Origin of the sequence: Vannielia litorea (genome assembly GCF_018424695.1) — a bacterium.
Taxonomy (GTDB): domain Bacteria; phylum Pseudomonadota; class Alphaproteobacteria; order Rhodobacterales; family Rhodobacteraceae; genus Vannielia; species Vannielia litorea_A.
Map to the genome: position 1 here is coordinate 1 of NZ_QTNQ01000049.1, position 20,834 is coordinate 20,834.

The window sequence follows — 20,834 nt, forward strand, 5'->3', positions numbered from 1 at the left end:
GGGTGGGGAGCGACGTCGCGGCGGCGGTCAGTCGGCCCAGTGCACCCCTGTCAGATCGTTCGCCTGGGTCGGCGCATTCTCCCAGAGCCCCTCGATCTTGGCGTTCGCCACCCCGGTCTTGGGAAGTTGGAACAGGTAGCCGTTGACGAAATCGCTCGCGATCTTCTCCTGCGCCGCCTTCAGGATTTCCGAGCGCGCGGCCGGGTCTGTGGTGCCCTCGAGCAGGGTCATCATGCTTTTGAAGTCCGGGTCGGCATACTGGAAGTAGTAGTCGTCGCGAGCGTAGATGTTGATGTCCATGGGCTCGGTGTGGCTGACGATGGTGAGGTCGAAGTCGCGGCCCTTGAACACCTGTTCGAGCCATTGCGCCCATTCCATGTTGGTGATCTCGGTCTCGATCCCCACCGCGCGGAGCTGGGCGGCGATGATCTCGCCGCCGCGCCGGGCGTAGGCGGGGGGCGGCAGGGCGAGGCGCAGGGTGAGGTCGCTCACACCGGCCTCGGCCAGCAGGGCCCTGGACGCCTCCGGGTCGAACTCCGACATCTCCATCAGGTCGACGTAATCGGGGTTATGCGGGGCGAAGTGCGTGCCGATGGGGGTTCCGAAGCCGTTCATCGCGCCGTCGATGATGTCTTGGCGGTTGATCGCATGGGCAATCGCCTCGCGGACCTTCACATTGTCCAGCGGTGGCTGGGCGTTGTTCATCGCAAGGATCGTCTCACCCTCGGTGGAGCCGAGGATGACCTTGAACTGCGGGTTGCCCTCGAACTGCGGCAGGGTCTCCTGCGCGGGGAAGTTGGGGAAGGCATCGACATCGCCTGCCATCATCGCAGCGAAAGCGGCGTTAGGGTCCGAGATGAACTTGAAGGTCGCGGTGGCGAGCGCCGGGGCCTCGCCCCAGTAATTCTCGTTGCGCGCGAGGCTCACATGGTCGCCCTGGACCCATTCGGTGAAGGTGAAGGGGCCAGTGCCCACGGGGTTGGTGGCGAGGTCTGCCACGCTCTCTTCGCCCACCATCACCGCGTCGCCCCAGGCCATCTTGAAGGGGAAGGCGCCATCGGGCTGGCTGAGGGTGATTTTCACGGTGGTCGGGTTCACCGCCTCGACGCTCTCGATCCCGGCAAAGAGCGCCTTCTGGGCGTTCGTCGAATCCTCGGCGCGGGCACGGTTGAGCGAGAACACCACGTCATCGGCGTTGAACGCGGTGCCGTCGTGGAAGGTCACGCCGTCATGGAGGGTGAAAGTGTAGGTGGTGCCATCCTCCGACACCTCCCAGCTTTCGGCCAGCGCGGGCTGCACCGAGCCATCGGCGGCAAAGCGGGTGAGGCCTTCGAAGACATTGGCATAAACCACCTCGTCGATGGCCGCCGCAGCACCGCCTGTCGGGTCGAGGTTGGGCGGTTCGAGCACCATGCCGAGGGTGATGCTGTCTTGCGCGAGCGCGGGCGTGGCAAGGAGCGTGGCGGCAAGAAGGGTTGTGCGAAGGGTCATGGGGCTGGGCCTCCCTGAGTGGTTTCTTTCAGGTTAACGGCACCCTGCCCCCCTGCATAGGCGTTTCAGCGGGTGAGCAGCTCGGCCAGAACCAGCGCCATGACGGTGGCGCTGTCGACCATGTCCTGCACGCCGACCCATTCGTCGGGCTGATGCGCGAGGTCCAGTATCCCCGGGCCGTAAGCGATGCAGTTGGAGAGCTTGCCGATCCGGTCGATGTGCTTCTGGTCATAGGTGCCGGGGCTGACCACGTAATCGGGCTGGCGGGCGAGCACCTTTTCGATCGCGGCGGCGGTGGTGCGGACGATGGGGGCATCCTCCGGCGCCATCGTGGGCTGCACCTCGAAGAGGTCGCGGATCTCATAGGTAAAGCTGGGGCGCTCGGCCTTCACCTTTTCCATCAGCGCGGTGACCTCGCCCTTCACCTCAGCCAGTTCCTCCTCGATCAGAAAGCGCCGGTCGATCACGATGCGGCAGCTGTCGGGCACGCAGGGGGCGGGCAGGCCGGTGTACTCCGGCGGGTGATCCGGCTCGCCGCCATGGATGGAGTTGATGTTGAGGGTCGATTGCTTGGCCCCCTCGGGCACCACCGGCATTTCGGTGCGCTTGGTGGAAAGGAGGGGGAAGAGCGTGGCCTCCATCTCGGTGAGCACGGCGCCCATGTGGCGCACGGCAGAGTCGCCCAGAAATGGCATTGAGCCGTGAGCAATGCGCCCGAAGGTCTCGATCTCGGCCCACCAGACGCCGCGATGGCCGAGGCAGATGCGGTCCTTGTTCAGCGGCTCGGGGATGATGACGTGCTGTACGCGCTCGGGGCTGAACCAGCCGCGCTCGGCGAGGTAGGCGACGCCCCCGTAGCCGCCCGATTCCTCATCGGCGGTGGCAGAGATTTCGACCGCGCCAGAGAACTCGGGGCAGACCTCCAGAAAGGCCTCGACCGCGATGATGGAGGCCGCGAGGCCACCTTTCATGTCACAGGAGCCGCGGCCATAGAGCTTGCCGTCCTTTACCTCGCCGCCGAAGGGGTCGAAGGTCCAGCCGCGACCGACCTCGACCACGTCATGGTGGGAGTTGAAGTGCACGCACTCCCCGGCCCGCGTGCCCTCGCGGCGGGCTACCACGTTCCAGCGCGGATACTCGGTGCTGTCGGCCGGCGCGCCCTCGGCGCGGATCATCTCGACCTCGAAGCCCTGCTTGCCCAGCCGCTCGGCAAGGTAGGCGCAGATCGCCCGGTAGTGCTGGCCCGGTGGGTTCAGCGTGGGGATCTGCACCAAGTCGCGGCAGAGCGCCACCAGTTCACCCTCGCGGGCGCGGATGGCATCGGAGAGGCGGGCGTCGAGATCGGGAGACATGGCGGCAGGTTAGGCAGATCGACCTGCCGCCACAACGCCTGATCGGTCACTCTGCCGGTGCGGTCCGCTCCGGGGTGCGCCCGGCGGTGCTGCGGGCATCGAGTTCCACATCATCGTCGGAATGAAACGCCTCCAGCTCAGGCCGGGTGCCGATGGTGATATGGTCGATATCCTCCTCGGCAAAGCCCCGGATCAGCGAGGGGATCATCATGCAGACCAGCACGAAGATCGGCAGGCCGACCACGGTGATGACCTGTTGCAGCGCCGTCAGACCGGCCTCGCCGGCAAGGATAATCAGCATGGCGGCGACAAGCCCCTCGGCAGCGCCCCAGAAAACCCGCTGACCGACCGGGCCGGGGGTGGGCTTGCCGGTGCAGAGCATATCGACCACCAGCGAGGCGGAGTCTGACGAGGTGGCAAAGAAGATCGCCACGATCACCACCGCAAAGCCCTGAATGAACTCGGTGAAGGGGAAGTGCTCGAAGAAGGCGAACATGGCCAGCGGCACGGACTCGGCCACCGCCGCGCTGATCTCGCCTGCCGCCTCGCCCATCGAGGCGCGGGCGGCAAGGCCCAGCCCGTCGAACTCCATCGCCTGCCAGCCGAAGATGGCGAACCAGACGAGGGTGAAGAGCGAGGGCGCGAGCAGCACACCGAAAACGAACTCGCGGATCGTGCGGCCGCGCGAGATGCGCGCGACGAAGAGGCCGATGAAGGGCGACCATGTGACCGTCCAGGCCCAGTAGAACACCGTCCAGCTGCCCTGCCAGCCCCACGGCGGGTTGTCGGGGTTCTCGTTGGCGAGCATGTCGTTCCAGAACATCAGGTGCGGCAGGTTCTCGAAGTAGAGGCCGAAGGTTTCGACCACGCCGCGCAGCAAAAAGAGCGTGGAGCCGAAGACCAGCACGAAGATCATCAGCGCGACGGCCATGCCGATGTTGATGTTCGAGAGCACCTTCACCCCCTTGTCGAGGCCGACGACGATGGAGCCGATGGCGACCACGGTGAGCACGGCGAGGATCATCACCTGCACGCCCGGGCCGGTGCCCGAGCCGGTGAGCGCATCGAGGCCCGCCGCGATTTGGCTGGAGCCGAGGCCGAGCGACACCGCAACGCCGAAGAGGGTGCCGAGGATCGAGGCGATGTCGATCGCCTTGCCGATGGGGCCGTGAATCCCCTCGCGCAGCAGCGGGTAGAACACCGAGCTGACCCGCACGGGCAACTCATAGCGGTTGATGAAATAGGCAAAGGCCAGCCCTGGCAGCGCGAAGATCGCCCATGTGTGCAGGCCGAGGTGGTAGATGGCGATTGAGATGGCATCCTGCGCCGCCTCTTCGCTGTGGGGTGCGACGCCCGGCAGCGGCGGATTGGCAAAATGCGAGATCGGCTCGGCCACGCCCCAGAACATCAGCACCGTGCCAATGCCGCCGGCAAAGAGCATCGTGAACCAGCTGAGGTTGGTATACTCGGGCCGCGAGCCCTTTGGCCCGAGGCGGATGTGCCCGTGCCGCGAGCAGGCCGCCCAGATCAGGAAGCCCAGCCAGACGTTGACGCCGAGGATGAAGAACCAGCCGAGATTGGTCACGATCCACGCCCGTCCGGCGGCGAAGGCATCGCCGATGGGCTCGGGCGCAATGACCAGCGCAAGCACGAAGAGCAGGGTCAGCCCCGCCGAGATGAAAAAGATGGTTGGATCGGTGCGCAGGCCAAGGCGGCTGGCGAGCTGATGCAAGGAAATCTCCCCCGTTTGTGTTCGCGCATTATGCAACCAACGGGAGAGCGGCGGGGATGTTCCGAATTTCTTGGCCATTCGTCGCCGAAAAGGCCCGGAAATGACCGCATTTGGCACGTGACGATGCTTAACAAAACGCGCTAAAACCCCCACATATGCTCCAGCACCATATGATTTGAGGACGCGAAATGGCTGATTTTGACGCGATGATCGAGAAATCCCAGGCCCAGGTGGCCGAGACCCAGGGCAAGATTCAGGAGCTTTCGAGCCGGATCGAGAGCGCCCGCCAGAAGATGGCCGAGGGGCAGGACATTCAGCTCGACATCGAGAACGCCACGCTGGAGGACGTGCACCAGCACACCGAGCTGATGAACGCCAACATCGCTGAGCTGATCATGGGCCTCGATGATGTGACCGCCGGGTTCTCCGAGGACTTCAGCGAGATGCGTGACAAAACCGGCTGGGAAAGCTTTGTCGGCATCTTCTCGGCGGGCAAATCCGAGAGCCTGCGGCAGGAGCGTATCCGCACCGCCAACATCGACGACAAGCTGCAGGATCTCATCAGCAAGTCCGACATCATCGTGAAGCTGCTGGAGAACCAGCTGACCATCCTGAACGGCGAGAAGGTGAAGGTGGAGGCCAACCTCTCCACCACGCTCGACGAGCGCGAGGCCACGGTGGGCGAGCTGGAGGCCCTGCGCGCCGAGATCACCGCGATGGACCCGAAGATCATCGAGCTGGAAAACAAGATCTCGGTCGAGCAGGACGCCGCCGCGCGCACCAAGCTCGAGACCGAGCTGGCTGAGCTGAACGCGCAGTATAACGAGAAGGTGCAGCAGGAGCAGGTGAAGCTGGCCAAGAGTCAGACCCTCGAGCGCTACATCGAGAAGGGCAAAACCTGGGTCGACTCCCTACAAAACCAGGCCGCGACCCAGATGGTGCTGATCAACAAGCTGCAGACAGACACCAAGCAGCGGGTGGTGCTCTACGATGCGCTCACCAAGTCGCTCAAAACCGCCCAGCAGCAGGACGTGGCCCACCGGATCAACGAGATCGGGGTGAAGACAGACCAGGAGGCGCAGGCCGCCATGGCCGGGATCGGCGCCGCCACCAATCAGCGGATGGCCGACATGATGGAGGCCCACGAGGATCACATGGTCTTCGCCCGCAAGGTGCTGGAGCAGAAAGCCAAGGCCGACGAACGCTTCGCCCGCCGCTTCGAGAAGATCGTCGAGAAGCACGACAAGAATATCTACGGAGACATGTGAGGCTGGCGATGGAGCCAGAGGACCAGCTCAGGTCGTCGCGCCGCCTCGTTTTCATCGCGGCGGCGCTGGTGGTGGTGGGCGTACTGGGCTGCGTGGTCGCCACGCTGCTCGGCGTCAATGCGCTGACGATGCTGATGCCACTCGCCTACACCGTGCTGGCGCTTGTGTTGCTGGTGGCCGTTGGCCTGCGCCACAGCGGGCTGCGGCGGCGGTTGCGCCTTGGGAGTAAGCCTGCATGACCGACACCAAGAAAGCCCTCACCGCCGACCACAAGCAGCTCACCGACGAATTCGCGGCGCGACGGTACTTCACCAAGTTCGAGGCGATCACCGGGCATCTCGCGAAGGTGGCGGCGGCGATGGAGGTGGAGGGGAGCCTCAGCAAGACCGAGGTGACGATCCTCGGGCGCTATATCGGCGCGCTGGCCAATGCCTTTGCCGCGCTCGGCAACAAGTACCTGCTCACGGGCCGCGACGGCACGCCTGTCGGCAAGCTGGATTTCGACAGCCACGAAAGCGGCTTTCCGGTGTTTCAGGAAATGCTGACGATGGCGGTGGATGCGCAGCAGGCCGAGCGGCACCTGCGGGGGATGCCTTCGGCGGCGGAGCTGAAGGATGACATGATCCGCCAGATCGTCGGCGAGCTGACGATTCCAACCAAGCTGCAATACGCCATGGCGCAGCGCTTCTACTACGAGGCGCTGACGGAGGGCGATATCTTCTGGGCGCGCAACGACCCCGAGGCGCTGTGGCAGCGCAGCGAGGGCGACCGCCGGGTGTTTCTGATCCACTGGGCGATTTTCGACAGCCAGACCAACCTGCCAGTGATCTACCTGATGGAGTGCGAGGACTCGGGCCGCACGACGCTGCCCAAGGACGAGCGGCGCTGGCCTTCGGCGCAGGCGCATCTGATGGCGCAGAGTTTTTCGGGGCTGAAGCTTCTGACCATTGCACAGGGGTTTGACGAAGACTTCGACGACCTCCACCCCAAGCGCATCCGGCGCTTCCACGTGGGGCCGATGTATTCCAGCGCCTACACGGTGCAATCGGGCCCGCTCTGCGAGGTGCTGCGCGAGGCGAAGGCGCCGCAGGGGCAGGATTGGGCGCTGGCCTGGACCGAGGAAGAGCTGGTGAGCGAGCGGGTGCGCACGGAGAAGGCCGGGTGGTTTTCATCCGCGGAGCGCGAGATCTTCACGCTTGATCCGTTTTCGGGCCGTGGGGCCGACACCGGGGCCACGCGCACGGAGCGGTCGATCATCATGCCCGAACGCCCCTATCAGGTGCTGGCCGAGAAGAACCCGCCGGGGTTTTCCGGCGTGCGCAAATTCGTCGTCAGCCCCGGCGGCAGGGTGTTTGGCTACAGATAGATTTTGAGCCTCCGGCGGGAGTATTTCTCGCAAGAAAATGAGGCGGGTTTCGAGAAGGAATTGAGAGATGAGCCTTTCCAGCGACGAGATGGAGCTTCGCGAAGAAGAGATCCGCAAGCATTACGAGGCGGCGGCGGCGATGCTGGAAGGTGTGGATCACACCCCCCGGATTGCCGCGCCCAAGGCCGAGCCTGCGCCTGAGCGCTCAAGCGGCATCGGCACGCGGCGGCGTTTCCGCTCGACGACCCCGGGGCTGGTGACGCGGAGCACCGCGCGGCCCGAGGGCGTGCGGCTGGTGGAGCGGATCGAGGGCGCCGATGAGGGCGACCCGCTGGTCTCGCCCACGCAGGCCACCGTTCTGCACGGGCTGCGCCGCGCAATTGCCGTGGCGCTGGCGGTGGGCGAGGGCTTTGCCGAGGCCACCGGGCTGGTGGAGCTGAAGAAGGAGAACCTCGAAGGCCGCCTGCCCGAGACCCGCAAGTCCGAGTTCTCCGAGTTGTTGGCCGCCGAGGCGCTGGCGGTGATGTATTCCTTCGGCAACGCGACCTCCTTCCTGCTGGCCCCCTCGGCCAGCGAAGCGAGCGTGGAGATCGGCGCGGTGGAAGAGGTGCTGACCGACAACGCCCCCCTCGCCCTCCACGGCTGCCTCTGGGAGCTGGATCAGGAGCTGGCGACCTTCGCCGACGAGGAACCCAAGCTAGTGGCGACCGTCATGGCCTACGCCGAGCAGCTGATGGAAAAGGTCGCCCTGCGCGGCCAGACCGCCCCGCGTGTTGGCGCCTTCACCGGCGCCAAGTATCGCGTCGAGTCCGATGATCTGACCATCGCGGGCTTCACCCCGGCGCGGAAGGCCAAGGGCTCCACGCTGGTGATGCAGTTCAAAAAGCCCAACGAGGTGGTGGGCAACCATATCGCCAAGTACCAGTCGATGCGGCTGGCGAAGATGATCATGGCCTATGACTTCGAGCGCAAGCTCAACCCCTTCGTCGAGCTGGGCGGCTTCATCTTCACCTTCATGGGCGACGGCGCGCCGGGCACCGGCAAGACCACCCTGATCCAGATGATGGCCGGGCTGGTGAGCGAATACTGCGGCAACGCGGGCTACCCCTTTCGCTACCAGAACTTCGGCATCGACAATATCGACAGCTACCAGGGCAAGTCCGGCCAAAACGCGAAGGCGTTTATCAATAGTGTCTTGGACCCCTCGGTGATCGGCTTCGGAACGGTCGATGACATCGACCAGATCGCGGGCAAGCGGGGCGACCGACAGTCGAGCGCGGGTCAGCAGGAGGTTACCGCGGTGCTGATGGAGGCCTTTGCGGGGGCCAATACGGTGGTGCGCGGCAACTGCACCTTCGGGATGTTCTCGAACTACCCCGAGAACGTGGATGACGCGCTGCGGCAGCGGGCCGGGGCGCGGTTTCTGGTGGATGGGCCGCAGACGCGGGACGACTACATTGATATTCTGTATCTCCTGATGGGCAAGAACCATTCGCTCCCGCTTGGGGATCACGAGGCCTATGCGGCGCAGGAGATCAAGAAGGCGGTGGCGGCGAGCTTCGAGGGGCACGGCAAGCCCCATGAGGCGGGGCTGCTGGAGGTCTACGACCGGGTGATCGGGCAAGTCGGCGAGTTGGATACAATTGCCAAGGTGGGGACATATCTCAAGGCGATCCAGGAGGCAGATGAACGGTTTACCGGACGTGCGATCAAGAACATCACCGATGCGGTGAAGGTGCGGGCAATGGACTTCGAGCTGCCCGACGAGTGGATGGAGGAGCCGGAGCTGTTCCTGTTCAAGCCCTATGAAGAGAAGCTGGGCATGGTTGGGGAGCTGCGCCAGCCGATCACCATGGAGATGGTGATCCAGGAGGTGAACCGCTACGCGGATAGCGAGTTCCGCTATGCCGACAAGTCGGACGAGGTGGCGATTGACGGGATGGTGCGGGACTTCGGGCGGCAGGAGGAGGCGAAGCGGCGGTATCTGGAGGGGAAGGGGTGACCAGCAGACGCGCATTCATCGAGGGCGAAGGTGCCACATGCCGGAATTGGCGCTGGAGTTGGGCATTCGTGAACCACAAGAAGAAGCTGGTCATTTTCGGAGCGTGGGACACGTCCCGGCACGACGATGGCTTCGTCATTCTCGACGAGAAATGGGAGATTCACCCCAAGCTCCCGCGCAAACAGCCGGGGTATGCAGAAGCTCGTGGCTACATCAACCTGATCGAATTGGATGGCTACGCGTTGAAGACCTTTCCGATGGGACATGCTTTGGCCGATCCGAATGAGCCGGGTGGGATTGCGAAAATTCGGGGGTTCCAACCGGTGCTTTCCTCAGCGCAACTCAGAAAGGAAGGCGATCTTTGGATTGCTTACCGGAAATGATTGAGTTTCGCGTCGCACTTGGCACCCGCCCGGCGGCAACGCCGGGCAGCGCCCGACCCGCCCCCCCACGGGGCGGGCGCTTCGTCGACACCTGCGCTGAACGGGGGGGCTGCGCGGGACGGTGGCGCTTCGCTTGGTTCAACCCCGCCCCGCGCGGGCCGGGCGCTGCCCTCATCAAGGAGGACGACCATTGAAACGACTCATCTCCCGCGGCCTGATGTTCGGCAACCTGATCGAGGTGGCCTCCCCGGCCCTGATCGACCGCTACAACCGCGCGCTCTTCAAGCTCACCGGCAAGCGGACCGAGCTGCCGGATTTCCATGTCGATATCTCCGGCTTCTCCCCCGAGATCGCCTTCGAGTTCGATGACCTGCTCTATCTCAACCCCAACGGGGTGAACCGGCAGTTCATCTTGCTGACTACTGCCCAGAAAACCGCACCGCTGCTGAACGCCAAGTTCTCCATGAGCCGCGGCATCCTGCGGCAGTTCATCGAGGAGAACGAGAGCCAGCTTTTTGCCCTCACCTCCCGCGATGCCGTGCTGGGGGAGCTGGATAACACCGTGTTCGAGGTGAACACCCCCGCCCGACTGTTTGATATCAAGAAGATCACCGTGCGGGCCGATACCACCTCGGGGCATGTCGAGCAGGCGCAGGACCTCGCGGAGAAGATCGCCACCTTCAAGACCAAGCCCGATGCCTGGTGGGATGACGTGCTGATCGCAGAGATGATCACGCTGGCCAAGCAGACCGGGGATGTCACCCGCAACCCGGTGACCTTCAAGGCACCATCCTTCACCCAGGGCAACTTCTGGACGGCGCATTTTGGCGGGCTCTACATTTTCCGCGATGTGGAGCATCCGGCGACGATCTGCTGTGGCGACAAGGAGACGCTGGGAAAGATCCCCTCGCCCTTTGTCTTCGACCTCAACGACAGGGCCGGGATTGCGAAGTTCCTCGAACTGAACGGGCTGGTGGAGCCCATCGTGAAGGCCAAGGGCACCGACGCGACGGCGATCCTGAAGCAGAAGATGGATTTCATCCTCGTCGATGTGGCGGCGACCCTTGGCAAGGATGTGCCCTCGCGCTCGCGGGGCGACCTGAGGAAGCTGGCGCAGACGCTGGGCAGCGCCCTGCCCCCCGAGTTCCACGCGCTGAACGAGCTTGTGCGCTGGGCCGAGCAGGGCGGCAAATGGCCGAAGATCACCTCGTCCCACCCGGCCTATTTCTACACCCTGCGGGCCACCAACCACCCCGACCGCGACCTTATCAACCAGCTGCTCTCCGAACTTTCCCGGCTTGACGTGCGCCAGCTCTTCATCTGCCACAAGGAGCTGTTTTACGCGCTGTATCGCACCTGGCCGGACGGCAAGAAGGAATTCGTGGCCGATTTCCTCGCCCGCGAATACGCGGTGGACAAGGAGGGGGCGCGGGCGGCACTCTTCGGGACCGGGGAAGAAGCGATGGAACAGCCAGCCCCCCCGCCCGAGCCGAAGGTGAGCGAAGAGCGCATCCGGATCGTGGGGCCCTGGGGCGCTGTGAGGAGGTAAGGCATGGGGTTGATACGGCTTGTCGTGGTAGGATTCATCGTTTTGACGGTGATCTACTTCTGCATCTCGATCTACTCGCGCTCGGTGCGCCGCGAGAAGCTGGAAGACGCCTGGGCCGAAGACCACCCCGACGGGGGTGACCCTGCCGCCCGGAGTGCCTATATCGAGGGCGGGATGCAGGCCTATCACAGCGGGCTCAGGAAGAAGCTGATCCTGCTGGTCTATGTCATCCCTGTGATCGTCGTGGTGGCGATCCTGTGGTTTACCAACGCCAACTGAGGGGCGATATGCGGATACTTTGGCGCGCGATCAAATGGGCTTTCATCACCATGGTGGCGCTGATCTTCCTCTACGTGCTGCCCCAGCATGACGTGGTGCGGATCACCGGGACGGAGGTGATCCGGCAGGATTTTTCCAGCTTCAACCGGCTGTTCTATGCGCAGGCGGATAGCGGGGCCAACGAGCTGCCAACCCGCGATGTGCGCTTCATCCAGACGGTGAAGCAGAAGAGCTTTTTGCTGGGCTTCATCCCGCGCGACGCGACCGGGGTGATGGTCTATCGCAACGAGGACTCGGGCTGGATCTGGCCGCCCTACTTCAAGTTCGACAGCTCGGATTTGCAGGCCGATGCGGCGGAATACATCTCGACCACCGCGAGCCCGCAATGGGTGCTGATCACCCACTACGGCTGGCGAAACCGCTTCTTCTCGATCTACCCGAATGCAATCGGCATCAAGCCGATCGACGGGCCGGACCACTACTCGATCCCCTGGTTCAACATCTCCTTCTTCGTGCTGCTGGGGGTGGGGCTGCTGTTCGTGCGGGCCATGTGGCGGCAGTTCCGGGAGCGGGCTTTGGACCCGACCCTGGACGCAGCAGAGGACCGCTGGGACCGGGTTGAGGCGGCGGCCAATGAGAAGAAGGCCGGGTGGCGGCGGTGGCTGGGGACGTGGAAGAGCAAGCCGCCGCGGTATTGATTTCACTCAGCGCGCGATTGGTTTCATTCGGATAGCTGCATCACCCGCGAAGTCGAACACCTGCGCGGAATCGGTACGAAACAGCGTGGCCTTGCAGGTTGGACAAATCTGGTTGTTCACGCTGGGCATTGCGTGGTCGCCATTGGCGAGAACCCCAGACTTGTTTGGCGAGACTTCGAAGGCGCCTTCCATTAGCCATCCACCCCAACCGCAACCTTTGTGGGGATCGGTGCAGACAGCAAAGGTCAGGACGGCATAATCCGGCACCCGCACGTCATTCGCGGTTAAGTTCTCTAGCCTGTCACGCTGCTCTTTCGTCAAGATCGCAAAACAATTCCATCTTCTGCACTCTGCGTCACGTTAGCGGGTGCCAACGTGTTGAAAAGACGCGGACAGCCGCGCGTCGACGGGCCGCGGTGCGGCGATCCTTTCGTGGAGCGGCAGCGCTTTATGGTTGCCAGGTCATCTTACGCTTGAGCGTGGCGCTGGCGGCAGCCAACTCGCCGTGCCGGGGGGCGGCCCGGCGATGCGCGGCGGCTACGCCTTGATTCCGCGCGGGTTCGAACTTCAGAGGATCTGCCAACCTTCCCTCGCGCGTCCAAGCTGCGCAGTTTGGCCGGGGAAAAGACCCTGCACAGACTTCGGTAAGTCGAACGCCCGAAAGGCCTCGCGCACCCCGACAACACCGGCGTCGGGTGGATCCTCACGCGCATGTTCCACGACCCCACACAGGAACTGCCAATCCCCGTCGGCATCACGCACGACCTGCCCCAGAGGGCGCTCGCGCCGGAGCAAGCAGCCGCAGATGATCCCGGCCTCATCGGGTTCCTGATTACTCACGTCCGGGCCTCCGGAATGCAACCTCATCTCGCAGCAAGACTGGAACTCCAAGCCTGCGCCCGCAACCCTGAACAGCAGGAGACCCCATCAACACGAAAACGGCGCGCAGGTTTCCCCGCGCGCCTCTCTTTTCTCACCGAAACCGAAGGCTTAGGCCTCGACGGTCTCTTTCTGCGCCTCGATGGTCTTGGTCGACCCGCCGGCGATCTCGATGCGGCGGGGCTTCAGGGCCTCGGGGACTTCGCGGACGAGGTCGATGTGCAGCATGCCGTCGGCGTGGGTCGCGCCCGTCACCTTGACGTGGTCGGCCAGGGTGAAGCGGCGCTCGAAGGCGCGGGTGGCGATGCCGCGGTGCAGGTAGGTCGTGCCCTCGTCGCTGTCCTCTTTCCGGGCCGAGACGATGAGCGCGCCGTCCTTAACTTCCACCGAGAGTTCGGCGTCGGTGAAGCCTGCCACGGCAATCGAGATGCGGTAGTCGTTCTCGTCGACTTTCTCGATGTTGTAGGGCGGATAGGTCGTTTGCGCTTCGGGGGTGGTCAGGGCGCGGTCCATCAGGTCGGCGAAGCGATCAAAGCCGACGGTGGCGCGGTAGAGGGGGGAAAGGTCGTAGTTACGCATGGGTATCCTCCATTGAGCGATATATGAGCGTTTTCAGTCGCATGCGCCTTCCTGTCGCGGACAGACGCGGGATCATGCGAAGGCCCGTCTGGCGCCCTCGCAGGAGATATGTGGGAAGGTTTTTTGAGCGTTTCAAGGGGTGGCGCGTCAAGGCCTGCGGGCCTTTCCTGGCCGAGGCGATGACGCCTTGAGGGTGGAAGAGCGCGGCCCCTCAGGGCTTCACGAACTTCGGGCCATTGCCCGGGCGGACGAAGCGTGCGCCGGTGGAGGAAGAGGCCCCCACGCGCAGGCGCTTGGCCTGCGCCCCCTGCGGTGCCGGAAACACCCCGCGCCCCGTGCGCAGATCGGCCTTCAGCTGGCGCACGGCGGGCGCGACCCGCATACCCAGAGAGAGAACCTTGCCATCTTCCCGCGCGCCCTTGGAGATGATCGACACGATCGCGGGGCGGCCCGAGGACATCTCGAAGACCGGCGCGCCGGAAGAGCCGAAGGTGACATCGCAGGAGAAGGCCAGCGCCCCCACCCGCTCGCCCAGCACGCCGCAAGAGCGTTGCAGCGAAAGCGCCTCTTCCCGGCCCTTCCCGTAGGAGGCGACCGAAACAGTGCCACCGGTGCCCACGTTGCCCGACACCGCGTAGGGCGCGGCGTTGGCCGCGGCGATGGGGCGATCAAGCTGGAGCAGCGCCACGTCAGTGCGCAACTGGCCGATCACATCGGTGGTCACCGGCTCGTAGCCAGCCATCACCACGGCGCGCGCGCCGGTGCGGGCCGCCACGTTCTGCCCGTCGCGGTAGCCCGCGCGGAAGGTGATGGAGCGCGGGTCGATCCGGTTGCCGTGGCGGTCGAACAGGCAATGGGCGGCGGTGAGCACGAGGTCGGTGGCGATGAGCGCGCCCGAGCAGAAGGAGCCGCGGCCAAGGTCGAGCCGGCCCACGGCCTCCCAGCCCAGCCCCTCGGAGCGCAGCGTGAGGCGGCGCAGGGCGCTGTCGGCAAGCGCGGGCGTGGCCACGGCCAGCGCCAGGGCGGCGAGGAGGCTGCGGCGGATCATCTGCATCCTCATGGCTTCACGAAGCGCGCGCCGATCTCGCGCCGCTCTCCGCCCGTGCCATTGCCGAGAAACCGCACGGATCCGCCCCGGTTGAGCACGCCGCTGCCCGAGGAAAGCTGCTCCCTCAGCACGGAGAGCACCGGGGCCAGATCGGTGCCCAGCGCAACCGGGCTGCCCTGAGCCGTGGCCTTGGCCGAGATCACGGACGCCACCTGCGGCCCCCGCGCCCCGATGGTAAACACAGGTGCGCCGGAGGAGCCGAAGTCCACCGAGCAGGTAAACATAAGCACGCCGCGTCGCCGCTCCATCACCTCGCAGCCGTTCTCGTAGGCGGGCGCCTCCGACCTGTCCTGCGCGTAGGAGACGACGCTTACCCTGTCGCCTGCTGCCGGGGCTTCGGCGGTCTCGAAGGGGGTGACGCGGATGGTGCGGATCGGCCTATCGAGCTGGAGCAGCGCCACATCGAGCGACACCCGGTCCAGCTGGTCGCGGCCCTTGTAGACGTAGTCGGGGTGGGTCACCGCGCGGCGCACGCCGCGATAGGCCTCGGCCCGCCCGTTGCGCCAGCCCGCGCGAAACTCCACATCGCCCGTGTCGATGCGCTCGCCGGTGTCCATGTGGTAGAGGCAATGGGCCGCCGTCAGCACGAGGTCGGGCGCGATGAGCGCGCCGGTGCAGAAGCTGCCGCGCCCCATCTCCAGCCGCCCGACGGCCTCCCAGCCGCGTCCCTGATCGCTGGTGGCGAGGCTTGTCAGGCCGGTTTCCTGCGCGGTGGCGGGCAACATGGCCATGGTGAGAAGCCCGGTGAGGGCAGAAAGAAGTGCAATGCGCATGAGCGGCCCCGGTCTGCTTTGCCCGCAGGCCTAGCGGCCCGGTGGGGCGAGATTATGGCAGGGGCCGCCCGGGGGGCGGCGCGCGTTGCAGGAAAGCCGCGTCAGGCCACCCCGCCCCCCAGCGCCGGGGGCTTCGGCCCGCCGGTGGCCCAATCCAGCAGTTCTACGGTGTGGACTATGGGCGTGGCGGTGCCCGAACCGATCTGCATCATGCAGCCGATGTTGCCAGCGGCGATGACATCGGGCCGTTTGGCCTCCAGCGTCTTCACCTTGCGGGCCTTCAGCTGCCCAGAGATCTCGGGCTGCATCAGATTGTAGGTGCCCGCCGAGCCGCAGCAGAGGTGGCTGTCGTCGGGTTCCACCACCTCGAAACCCGCCGCCTTCAGCAGCGCCTTGGGATGGTCCTTGATCTTCTGGCCGTGCTGGAGCGAGCAGGCCGCGTGGTAGGCGACGCGGATCGGGCCTGAGCCTTCGGGGCCGGTGGGTGCTGCATCTATCCCGGCAATCTCCGACTTGGCGAGGTTGCGGGCCTTCACCGGGGCTTCGGGCATCAGCTCGGCCAGCACCTCGGAGATGTCCTTGGCGATCCCGGCCACCTTCGCGGCGTCCTCGGCCAGCTCCGTCTGGGCGAACATATGGCCGTAGTCCTTCACCGTGGTGCCGCAGCCGGAGGTGTTGATGACGATGGCATCCAGCCCCGCCCCCTCCATCTCCGCCGCCCAGGCGCGGATGTTCTTGCCCGCCGTGCCATGGGCCTCAGCCTCGCGGCCCATGTGGTGCGTCAGCGCCCCGCAGCAGCCCGCACCCTCGGCCACCACCACCTCGCAGCCGAGCCGGGTGAGCAGGCGGATAGTGGCATCGTTGATGTCGGTGTTCAGGGCCTTCTGGGCGCAGCCTGTCATCAGAGCCACACGCTTGCGGCGCAGGCCGGTGGGCGCGAAGCTTTGCGGGTCGTCGTTGCGGGAGACAGGTGGGATCTGGGCGGGCGCCATCTCAAACATCGCCCGCAGCCGGGTCGAGGGGATCACCCGCCGGAAGGGGCGCCCGATTTTGGCCCCTAACAGCGCGAGGCGAAAGCGGCCCGGGTAGGGCAGGATGCGGGCCAGCAGCCAGCGCAGGGCGCGGTCTGGCAGGGGGCGGGTGTAACGTTCCTCGATATAGGCACGGGCGTGGTCGACGAGGTGCATGTAATGCACGCCGGAGGGGCAGGTTGTCATGCAGGCAAGGCAGGAGAGGCAGCGGTCGATGTGCTTGACCGTCTTTTCGTCGGGCACCCGCTCGTTTTCCAGCATGTCCTTGATGAGGTAAATGCGGCCCCGGGGGCTGTCGAGCTCGTCACCCAGCACCTGATAGGTCGGGCAGGTCGCGGTGCAGAAGCCGCAGTGCACGCAGGCCCGCAGGATCTCGTTGGCCCGCGCGGTGCCGGGGTCGGCCAGCTGTGCTTCGGTGAATTCGGTCTTCATGCCATCAGGCCCCTGTTCAGAATGCCTCTCGGGTCGAACCTGGCCCGCAGGCCTGCCGTAAGCGCCACCAGCTCGGGCCGCTCGGGGTGGAAGCGTGGGATGCCGCCCCCCTGCCCCCGCACCCGCGTCGCGTGGCCGTCGAAGGGGCCGAGTGTGTTGCGCAGGTCGGTGCCCGGCGCGACAGCGGCCCAGATCAGCCCGCCGCCCCAATCGAGCATCACCTTCGCCCCCTCTGGCAGCCGCGCCACGAGGCCGGGCGCGTCGGAGGGCTTGCAATGCAGCCGCCAGACATCCTCTTCCCCGCCCGCAAAGCGCTCCGCATCGCGGAACCAGGGCCAGTCATGGCTGTCGCTCAGGGTGGTCTCGACCTCCCCGAAGGGGGCGAGATGCGCCTTCAGCCGGTCGAGCCGATAGGTGACCGACGCCTGCATTCCCTCGATCCGCAGCTGCGTCGAGGGCCGGTCGTTGGCTGAGAGGTCGGTATGGCAGGCCGCCGTCACCTCCCATGGCGTGCCCAGCGCGGCGCTCATCGCCGCCACCGCATCGCCCACCGAAAGCCCGTCGATGGAAAGCACGCCTGCCACCTCGGGCTTCGGCAGCACCTTCAGCGACACCTCGGTCAGCACGCCAAGGGTGCCGTGGCTCCCGGCCATCAGCTTCACAAGGTCATAGCCGGTGACATTCTTCATCACCCGCCCGCCATTCTGCACCACCCGCCCTGCGCCATCGACGAAGCGGACACCGAGCAGGAAATCCCGCGCGGCGCCCACGGCCACCCGCCGGGGGCCACTGGCATTGCTCGCGATCACCCCGCCGATGGTGCTCTCACCTTCGGTTCCCATGAGCCCGCGCATGTCGGGCGGCTCGAAGGCCAGCCGCTGGCCCTCGGCGGCAAGCACCGCCTCGATCTCTGCCACCGGCGTCCCCGCCTGCACCACCAGCGTCAGCGCGCCCGGCTCGTAGAGCGTGATGCCAGCGCCCGCGTAGTGCAGCGCCGCGCCCTCGGCCACCACGCCTCGTGTGCCCCCGCCCCGCACGGACACCGGGCCAGAGGCCTCCGCCAGTGCCTCTGCCAATTCGGTTTCCTGCGCGGGCTCGATCATGCTCATCCTGTTCATTTTCTTGCTGTAAATACTCAATCCCGCAGGCGCCACACTCACGCCGCCCGATCGGGCGCGCGCCGCCGCCCGGCAGATACGGAGAGCGGAAAGACCTTGGCCGGGTTCAATATCCAGCCCGGATCGAACACGTCCTTCACATCCATCTGCGCCGCGAGGTCCGCGGGCCGATACTGCACCTCCATCAGATCGCGCTTCTCGATGCCCACGCCATGCTCTCCGGTCAGGCAACCGCCGACCTCGACGCAGAGCTTGAGGATTTCGGCCCCGAGTTGCTCGCACAGCGCCAGCTGGCCGGGCTCATTGGCATTGAACAGGATCAGCGGGTGCATGTTGCCATCCCCCGCGTGGAAGACGTTCGCCACCTCCAGCCCGTATTCGCCTGAAAGCTCGCCGATGCGGCGCAGCACGCGGGGCAGCTCGCTGACCGGAATGGTGCCATCAAGGCACATGTAATCGTTGATCTGGCCCATCGCCCCGAAGGCCGATTTACGGCCCAGCCAGATGCGGGCGCTCTCCTCGGCGCTGCCGCTCTGGCGCAGCTCCACCGGGTTCAGCTCCTGCGCGATGCCGGAGATCAGTGCCAGTTGCGCGTCGATCTCGGCCTCGGAACCCTCCACCTCGACGATCAGCAGCGCCTCGCAATCGGGGTAGCCCGCGCCCGCGAAAGCCTCGGTGGCGCGGATGCAGGGGCGGTCCATGAATTCGATGGCCACCGGCAGCACGCCGGCCTTGATGATGTTGGTCACGCATTGGCCGGCAACCTCGGAGCTGTCGAAGCCGATCAGCACGGGCCGCGCGCCCTCGGGCTTGGGCAGGATGCGCAGCCAGGCCTCGGTGACCACGCCAAGCTGGCCCTCGGAGCCGCAGATGAGGCCGAGCAGATCCAACCCACCGGCGTCCATATAGGGGCCGCCGATCCGGGTCACGGTGCCATCGGCCAGCACCATCGTCACGCCCAGAAGGTTGTTGGTGGTCACGCCATACTTGAGGCAATGCGCCCCGCCCGAGTTCATGGCGATGTTGCCCGCGATGGCGCAGGCGAGCTGGCTCGACGGGTCGGGCGCATAAAAGAACCCATCCGCCTCCACCGCGCCGGTGACGGATAGGTTGGTGCGCCCGGTTTGCACATGAACGTAGCGGTCGGGGTAGTTGCTCTCCAGCACTTCGGCCATGCGGGCGACGCCGAGGATGACGCAATCCGCCGTCGGCAGCGCCCCGCCCGCCAGCGAGGTGCCCGCCCCGCGCGGCACCACCGGCACGCCCTCCTCGTGGCAGACCTTCAGCGCGGCGGCGACCTCTTCGGTAGAGGACGGCAGCACCACGGCCAGCGGCGGGCATTTGTAGGCGGTGAGCGCGTCACACTCATAGGCACGCACCTCGGCGTCGGCGTCGATGACCCCGCCCGGCAGCACCTCGCGCAGGCGGCTGACGATCCGGGCCTTGCGGGCGAGAATTTGCGGGTCTGGCTCGGGCATTTCCATGGGCGTGACTCCTTCCCTTGCTGAATTGGTCAGAAAATATAACCAATTTTGCCATCTGGCAACCGGCGCAAGCGCGACATAGGGTCCGATCATGGACCTGATGCCGCTTCTTGCCCCTTTTACCCTGGCCGATGGCTTGGCTGTGGCGCTCATCATCGCGCTGTGGACCGCGCTCGGCTGGGTGGTGGAGCATCCGCCTGCGGGCAAGCCCTCTGTTTCCGTCCTGATGCAGGACTACCGGCGCGACTGGCTGCGCGAGCATGTCACCCGCCAGCCACGCATCTTCGACGCCACGATCCTGGGCAACCTGCGGCAGGGCACCACCTTTTTCGCCTCGGCCTGCATGATCTCGATCGGTGGCGGGCTGGCGGTGATCGGCAATCCCGAGCAGCTCACCGGGCTGGCCGAAGACCTCTCGCTGGGCACAACCACCACGCTGGCCTTCGAGATCAAGATCGTGCTGATCCTCTTCTTCCTCGCCAATGCGTTCCTGAAGTTCGTCTGGGCGCACAGGCTCTTCGGCTACTCTTCTGTGGTCATGGGCGCGATCCCGAATGACGAGAACCACCCGGCCACCTACCCCCGCGCCGCGAAGGCCGCCGAGATCAACATCACGGCGGCCAAGAGCTTCAACCGCGGCATGCGGTCGATCTACTTTGCCCTCGGCGCGTTGGGTTGGCTGGTGGGGCCGTGGGGGCTGGGGCTGGGTGCGGTTGTGAGCGCGGTGGTGATCTGGCGGCGGGAGTTCTGGAGCCAGTCGCGCGAGGTTCTGATGCAGCCTGATGGCGGAGCCCCGGACTGACGTATTTGTGACCCGGTGTAACGCCCGCACATGCCATGGTGCAGCCCATGCGCTGGCTCGTCCTTCTTACCCTGCTCGCCTCTCCTGCCACCGCCGATCCTGCAAAGGTCATCGCCGTCAAGGCCACCCCCTCAGGGGGCGCGTGGCGCTTCGAAGTGACGCTGTCCCATGGCGACACGGGCTGGGACGACTACGCCAACGGCTGGCGGGTGACAAACGAGACGGGCACGGTGCTGGGCACCCGCGTGCTGGCGCATCCGCACGTCGATGAGCAGCCCTTCACCCGCAGCCTCTCCGGCGTGAGAATCGCACACGGGGTCAAACGCGTGTGGATCGAGACGAGCACCCTGCCGGAAGGTTGGGGCGACGCGCGGTTTGAGGTTGATCTGCGCTAGGCCGGGAGGCCTCTGACATAGGCAGGCGGCTCTTCGTGGCCTTCGGCCGCTCACCGCATACGAAGGGTCAGCTTCGAGGAGAACCGCCAGGGCCGAGGAGCGGCCGCTTGCGG

21 protein-coding genes are annotated in these 20,834 nt (G+C 65.6%); 10 read left to right on the top strand and 11 right to left on the bottom strand.

Annotation, left to right across the window (positions count from 1 at the left end):
- Positions 1 to 27: 27 nt before the first annotated feature.
- The 3 genes from DYI42_RS15430 to DYI42_RS15440 all read right to left on the bottom strand — a co-directional run bounded on the left by DYI42_RS15430 (position 28) and on the right by DYI42_RS15440 (position 4,575).
- Positions 28 to 1,491, bottom strand: a complete 1,464-nt coding sequence (locus DYI42_RS15430) for an ABC transporter substrate-binding protein (RefSeq protein WP_213546891.1) — start codon at positions 1,489 to 1,491, stop codon at positions 28 to 30.
- A gap of 65 nt (positions 1,492 to 1,556) precedes the next feature.
- Positions 1,557 to 2,843 (bottom strand): acetylornithine deacetylase/succinyl-diaminopimelate desuccinylase family protein, encoded by a 1,287-nt coding sequence (locus DYI42_RS15435; RefSeq protein WP_213546892.1) that lies wholly within the window; start codon positions 2,841 to 2,843, stop codon positions 1,557 to 1,559.
- 46 nt (positions 2,844 to 2,889) lie between these two features.
- Positions 2,890 to 4,575, bottom strand: coding sequence for a BCCT family transporter (locus DYI42_RS15440; protein ID WP_213546893.1), 1,686 nt, complete (start codon positions 4,573 to 4,575; stop codon positions 2,890 to 2,892).
- Between the two features lie 188 nt (positions 4,576 to 4,763).
- Here DYI42_RS15440 and DYI42_RS15445 point away from each other — a divergent pair, with 188 nt between their 5' ends.
- From DYI42_RS15445 to DYI42_RS15480, 8 genes are all read left to right on the top strand, one after another.
- Positions 4,764 to 5,843, top strand: coding sequence for a hypothetical protein (locus DYI42_RS15445; RefSeq protein WP_213546894.1), 1,080 nt, complete (start codon positions 4,764 to 4,766; stop codon positions 5,841 to 5,843).
- 8 nt (positions 5,844 to 5,851) lie between these two features.
- The gene (locus tag DYI42_RS15450; RefSeq protein WP_213546895.1) at positions 5,852 to 6,082 is read left to right on the top strand and encodes a hypothetical protein; all 231 of its coding nucleotides are present in this window, start codon (positions 5,852 to 5,854) and stop codon (positions 6,080 to 6,082) included.
- Positions 6,079 to 7,209, top strand: coding sequence for a hypothetical protein (locus tag DYI42_RS15455; protein WP_213546896.1), 1,131 nt, complete (start codon positions 6,079 to 6,081; stop codon positions 7,207 to 7,209). Before DYI42_RS15450 ends, DYI42_RS15455 begins: the two co-directional genes overlap by 4 nt.
- A gap of 67 nt (positions 7,210 to 7,276) precedes the next feature.
- On the top strand, positions 7,277 to 9,211 hold the full coding sequence (locus DYI42_RS15460; protein ID WP_213546897.1) for an ATP-binding protein: 1,935 nt from the start codon (positions 7,277 to 7,279) through the stop codon (positions 9,209 to 9,211).
- Between the two features lie 68 nt (positions 9,212 to 9,279).
- Positions 9,280 to 9,594, top strand: coding sequence for a hypothetical protein (locus tag DYI42_RS15465; RefSeq protein WP_213546898.1), 315 nt, complete (start codon positions 9,280 to 9,282; stop codon positions 9,592 to 9,594).
- Positions 9,595 to 9,784: 190 nt separating this feature from the next.
- On the top strand, positions 9,785 to 11,143 hold the full coding sequence (locus tag DYI42_RS15470; RefSeq protein ID WP_213546899.1) for a DUF6638 family protein: 1,359 nt from the start codon (positions 9,785 to 9,787) through the stop codon (positions 11,141 to 11,143).
- A 3-nt stretch (positions 11,144 to 11,146) separates the two neighbouring features.
- Positions 11,147 to 11,422: a hypothetical protein gene (locus tag DYI42_RS15475; protein ID WP_213546900.1), complete on the top strand. Its 276-nt coding sequence runs from the start codon at positions 11,147 to 11,149 to the stop codon at positions 11,420 to 11,422.
- An 8-nt stretch (positions 11,423 to 11,430) separates the two neighbouring features.
- Complete coding sequence (locus DYI42_RS15480; RefSeq protein WP_213546901.1) at positions 11,431 to 12,120, top strand: DUF1523 family protein; 690 nt, start codon at positions 11,431 to 11,433, stop codon at positions 12,118 to 12,120.
- Between the two features lie 6 nt (positions 12,121 to 12,126).
- On the opposite strand, the gene DYI42_RS15485 is transcribed toward DYI42_RS15480, so the two are convergent.
- From DYI42_RS15485 to DYI42_RS15520, 8 genes are all read right to left on the bottom strand, one after another.
- Positions 12,127 to 12,441: a hypothetical protein gene (locus DYI42_RS15485; RefSeq protein WP_213546902.1), complete on the bottom strand. Its 315-nt coding sequence runs from the start codon at positions 12,439 to 12,441 to the stop codon at positions 12,127 to 12,129.
- Positions 12,442 to 12,687: 246 nt separating this feature from the next.
- On the bottom strand, positions 12,688 to 12,960 hold the full coding sequence (locus DYI42_RS15490; RefSeq protein ID WP_213546903.1) for a hypothetical protein: 273 nt from the start codon (positions 12,958 to 12,960) through the stop codon (positions 12,688 to 12,690).
- Between the two features lie 150 nt (positions 12,961 to 13,110).
- Complete coding sequence (locus tag DYI42_RS15495) at positions 13,111 to 13,578, bottom strand: Hsp20 family protein (RefSeq protein WP_213546904.1); 468 nt, start codon at positions 13,576 to 13,578, stop codon at positions 13,111 to 13,113.
- A gap of 211 nt (positions 13,579 to 13,789) precedes the next feature.
- Complete coding sequence (locus tag DYI42_RS15500; protein ID WP_213546905.1) at positions 13,790 to 14,626, bottom strand: trypsin-like serine peptidase; 837 nt, start codon at positions 14,624 to 14,626, stop codon at positions 13,790 to 13,792.
- 8 nt (positions 14,627 to 14,634) lie between these two features.
- Positions 14,635 to 15,459 carry a trypsin-like serine peptidase gene (locus DYI42_RS15505; RefSeq protein WP_213546906.1) on the bottom strand — a complete coding sequence of 275 codons (825 nt, stop codon included), beginning with the start codon at positions 15,457 to 15,459 and terminating at the stop codon, positions 14,635 to 14,637.
- 101 nt (positions 15,460 to 15,560) lie between these two features.
- Entirely contained in the window at positions 15,561 to 16,922 is a 1,362-nt protein-coding gene (glcF, locus tag DYI42_RS15510) for a glycolate oxidase subunit GlcF (RefSeq protein WP_213546907.1), read from the bottom strand.
- Complete coding sequence (locus tag DYI42_RS15515) at positions 16,919 to 18,022, bottom strand: FAD-binding protein (RefSeq protein ID WP_213546915.1); 1,104 nt, start codon at positions 18,020 to 18,022, stop codon at positions 16,919 to 16,921. The genes glcF and DYI42_RS15515 overlap by 4 nt, the downstream gene beginning before the upstream one ends.
- Before the next feature lie 56 nt (positions 18,023 to 18,078).
- Positions 18,079 to 19,524, bottom strand: coding sequence for an FAD-linked oxidase C-terminal domain-containing protein (locus tag DYI42_RS15520; protein ID WP_213546908.1), 1,446 nt, complete (start codon positions 19,522 to 19,524; stop codon positions 18,079 to 18,081).
- 91 nt (positions 19,525 to 19,615) lie between these two features.
- Here DYI42_RS15520 and DYI42_RS15525 point away from each other — a divergent pair, with 91 nt between their 5' ends.
- Together DYI42_RS15525 and DYI42_RS15530 are read left to right on the top strand one after the other, a co-directional pair.
- On the top strand, positions 19,616 to 20,326 hold the full coding sequence (locus DYI42_RS15525; RefSeq protein ID WP_213546909.1) for a DUF599 domain-containing protein: 711 nt from the start codon (positions 19,616 to 19,618) through the stop codon (positions 20,324 to 20,326).
- Positions 20,327 to 20,361: 35 nt separating this feature from the next.
- Entirely contained in the window at positions 20,362 to 20,721 is a 360-nt protein-coding gene (locus DYI42_RS15530) for a hypothetical protein (RefSeq protein ID WP_244867957.1), read from the top strand.
- Positions 20,722 to 20,834 lie beyond the last annotated feature (113 nt).